2 tRNA genes and 2 rRNA genes are annotated in these 2,822 nt (G+C 53.6%); all 4 read left to right on the top strand.

Features of this window, described 5'->3' with window-relative positions:
* Positions 1 to 80 (top strand): 16S ribosomal RNA (locus ACG2LG_RS23665); the annotation flags it as partial.
* A 296-nt stretch (positions 81 to 376) separates the two neighbouring features.
* Positions 377 to 452 (top strand) — tRNA-Ala (locus ACG2LG_RS23660).
* 130 nt (positions 453 to 582) lie between these two features.
* Positions 583 to 659, top strand: a tRNA-Ile gene (locus ACG2LG_RS23655).
* A gap of 367 nt (positions 660 to 1,026) precedes the next feature.
* A 23S ribosomal RNA gene (locus ACG2LG_RS23650) occupies positions 1,027 to 2,822 on the top strand; the annotation flags it as partial.

Below are 2,822 nucleotides of genomic sequence, written 5' to 3'. Positions count from 1 at the left end.
GTCCTAAGGTGAAGCTGGTAACTGGGATGAAGTCGTAACAAGGTAGCCGTAGGGGAACCTGCGGCTGGATCACCTCCTTTCTAAGGAGCGATTTGCAGGCGTCCTTCGGGACGGATTGCAAAAGGTCGAGCCCCTGGTCCTTCGGGACCTGGGGAACCAACAACAACGACCGACGCTGTTTGAATTAACAACAAACTACCGCGCGCATTCAACCAGGTGCCGGGGAGACGCAGATCTCTCACGGATTGCCGGAGTCATGTGCGGCGTGCGATTCAATCTTTTTCCTCTCCCTTCAAAGAAGTCCGGAACACAGCGGAGATCCTCCGCCAGGCGGCGCCCATTTTCCATAATCTGGAAGAGGGCGTGCGGCATGAACGGGGGTATAGCTCAGTTGGTAGAGCGCCTGCTTTGCAAGCAGGATGTCATCGGTTCGAATCCGGTTACCTCCACCAATTTTGTAAATGCTGAAACGCGGAAAAGCTGAAAAGCCGAAACCCCGCAAACAGTCCGAAGTGCCGGAAAGCGTCTCCCAAGAGATTTCAGCTTTTCAGTATTTCAGATTTTCAGCTTTTACTCCAATAGGGGCCTGTAGCTCAGTTGGTTAGAGCACGCGCTTGATAAGCGCGGGGTCACAGGTTCAAGTCCTGTCTGGCCCACCATTCTCCGCCTGTAATCCGGCTGAATTGAAGAAGCACTGTGAGTGCCGCGAGGGACGACGGGTCTTTGGCCGCTCTTTGACATCCACATGGAGAAATGAAAGTTTTTTCTGTTCTGCGAGATGCAATTGAACACGTCAGCTCCGGAGTGATCCGGGGCGATGAATTGAGCGCTTCTTGCGGTTCTTGGAAGATACTCGAATATCCAAAAATAATTTGCGGCCCGGCACGGCTTGCGATTCCCGGGGCGAGAGCCTTGGGATGAAGCGGGTGAGTTGTCCGGGTTACGACTAGAGAACAGAGGAGGCTTGAGTTGCCTCTCCTGATTGAAGATCGAAGATAAGTTTTCTGACGTTTTTGAGAAGGGAGGGATCAAGCTTCAAAGGGCACGGAGTGGATGCCTAGGTGTCAACAGGCGATGAAGGACGTGATAAGCTGCGATAAGCTTCGGGGAGTGGCAAACACACTTTGATCCGGAGATTTCCGAATGGGGTAACCTGTCCCGATTAATATCGGGACGTCTCTTCCTGAATAAAATAGGGAAGAGCACGCGATACCCGGTGAAGTGAAACATCTCAGTAACCGGAGGAAAAGAAAGAGAATCGATTCCGTAAGTAGTGGCGAGCGAAAGCGGAACAGCCCAAACCGGGAGCTTGCTCCCGGGGTTGTAGGGCCCCGACATGGGACCACCGACGATAGGTGAAGGATCTGGAAAGGTCCGGCATAGAGGGTGAAACCCCCGTAACCGAAATCCGAGGTGGCCCTAGGGAGTCCCTGAGTAATACGGCACACGTGAAACGCCGTATGAATCTGCGCCGACCACGGCGTAAGGCTAAATACTCGTTGGCGACCGATAGTGAACCAGTACCGTGAGGGAAAGGTGAAAAGAACCGCTGCGAGCGGAGTGAAATAGAACCTGAAACCCCGTGCCTACAAGGTGTCAGAGCCCCGACTTGTCGGGGTGATGGCGTGCCTTTTGCTTAATGAGTCTGCGAGTTGGCATCTGTAGCAAGCCTAAGCCCTTCCGGGGCGGAGGCGAAGCGAAAGCGAGTCCGAACAGGGCGAAATTGAGTTGCAGGTGTCGGACCCGAAGCGGAGGTGACCTACCCTTGGCCAGGTTGAAGCGTCGGTAATACGACGTGGAGGACCGAACCGGTGAATGTTGAAAAATTCTCGGATGAGCTGAGGGTAGGAGTGAAAGGCTATTCAAACCCCGTGATAGCTGGTTCTCCTCGAAATGCATTGAGGTGCAGCGTCGCGTGCTGACCATTGGGGGTAGAGCACTGACAAGGCTAGGGCCCATACCCGGGTACCAACCCTTATCAAACTCCGAATACCAGTGGGTGGAGCGCGGCAGTGAGACGGCGGGGGATAAGCTTCGTCGTCGAAAGGGAAACAGCCCTGATCAGCAGCTAAGGTGCCTAAATAACGCTGAGTGGAAAGGAAGTGAGGTTTCATAGACAGTGAGGATGTTGGCTTAGAAGCAGCCACCATTTAAAAAATGCGTAATAGCTTACTCATCGAGAGACCTTGCGCCGAAAATGATTGGCGATAAGCGTTATACCGAAGCTCTGGGTGTCATGGCACATTTTTGCTCATCAACGGCAAGATCGGAGCATCCGAAGAATGAGGATGCTCAAACCCCCATTAAAATGAGGGGAGATGATCAAGCTGGATGAGTGGTGAGTAAAAATGTGCCATGGCGCGGTAGAGGAGCATTGTCAGTACATTGAAGCTGGATGGCGACTGAAAGTGGAGCGCTGACAAGAGAGGATGCAGACATGAGTAACGATAAGGCCGGTGAGATCCCGGTCCGCCGCAAACCCAAGGTTTCCAGGGCTACGTTTTTCGTCCCTGGGTTAGCCGGGACCTAAGCCGAGGCAGATATGCGTAGGTGATGGACAGAGGGTTAATATTCCCTCGCTCGCGACCCTTAAACAGGGGGGACGCATGGTGGATGACGACCAGGTGATTGAATTCCGAGGTGAGGCTACGGCCGATCCGCATCGTCTGAACCCGTGCCTAGAAAAGCCCCTGCGTATGCTAAGCGACCCGTACCGTAAACCGACACAGGTGGGTGGGATGAGTATTCCAAGGCGCAAGAGTGAACCCTGGTTAAGGAACTCGGCAAACTAGCCCCGTAACTTCGGAAGAAGGGGTGCCTCC

The organism is Haloferula sp. A504 (genome assembly GCF_044385805.1).
Classification (GTDB): Bacteria; Verrucomicrobiota; Verrucomicrobiia; order Verrucomicrobiales; family Akkermansiaceae; genus Haloferula.
This window is presented reverse-complemented; position numbering and strand designations above follow the sequence as displayed.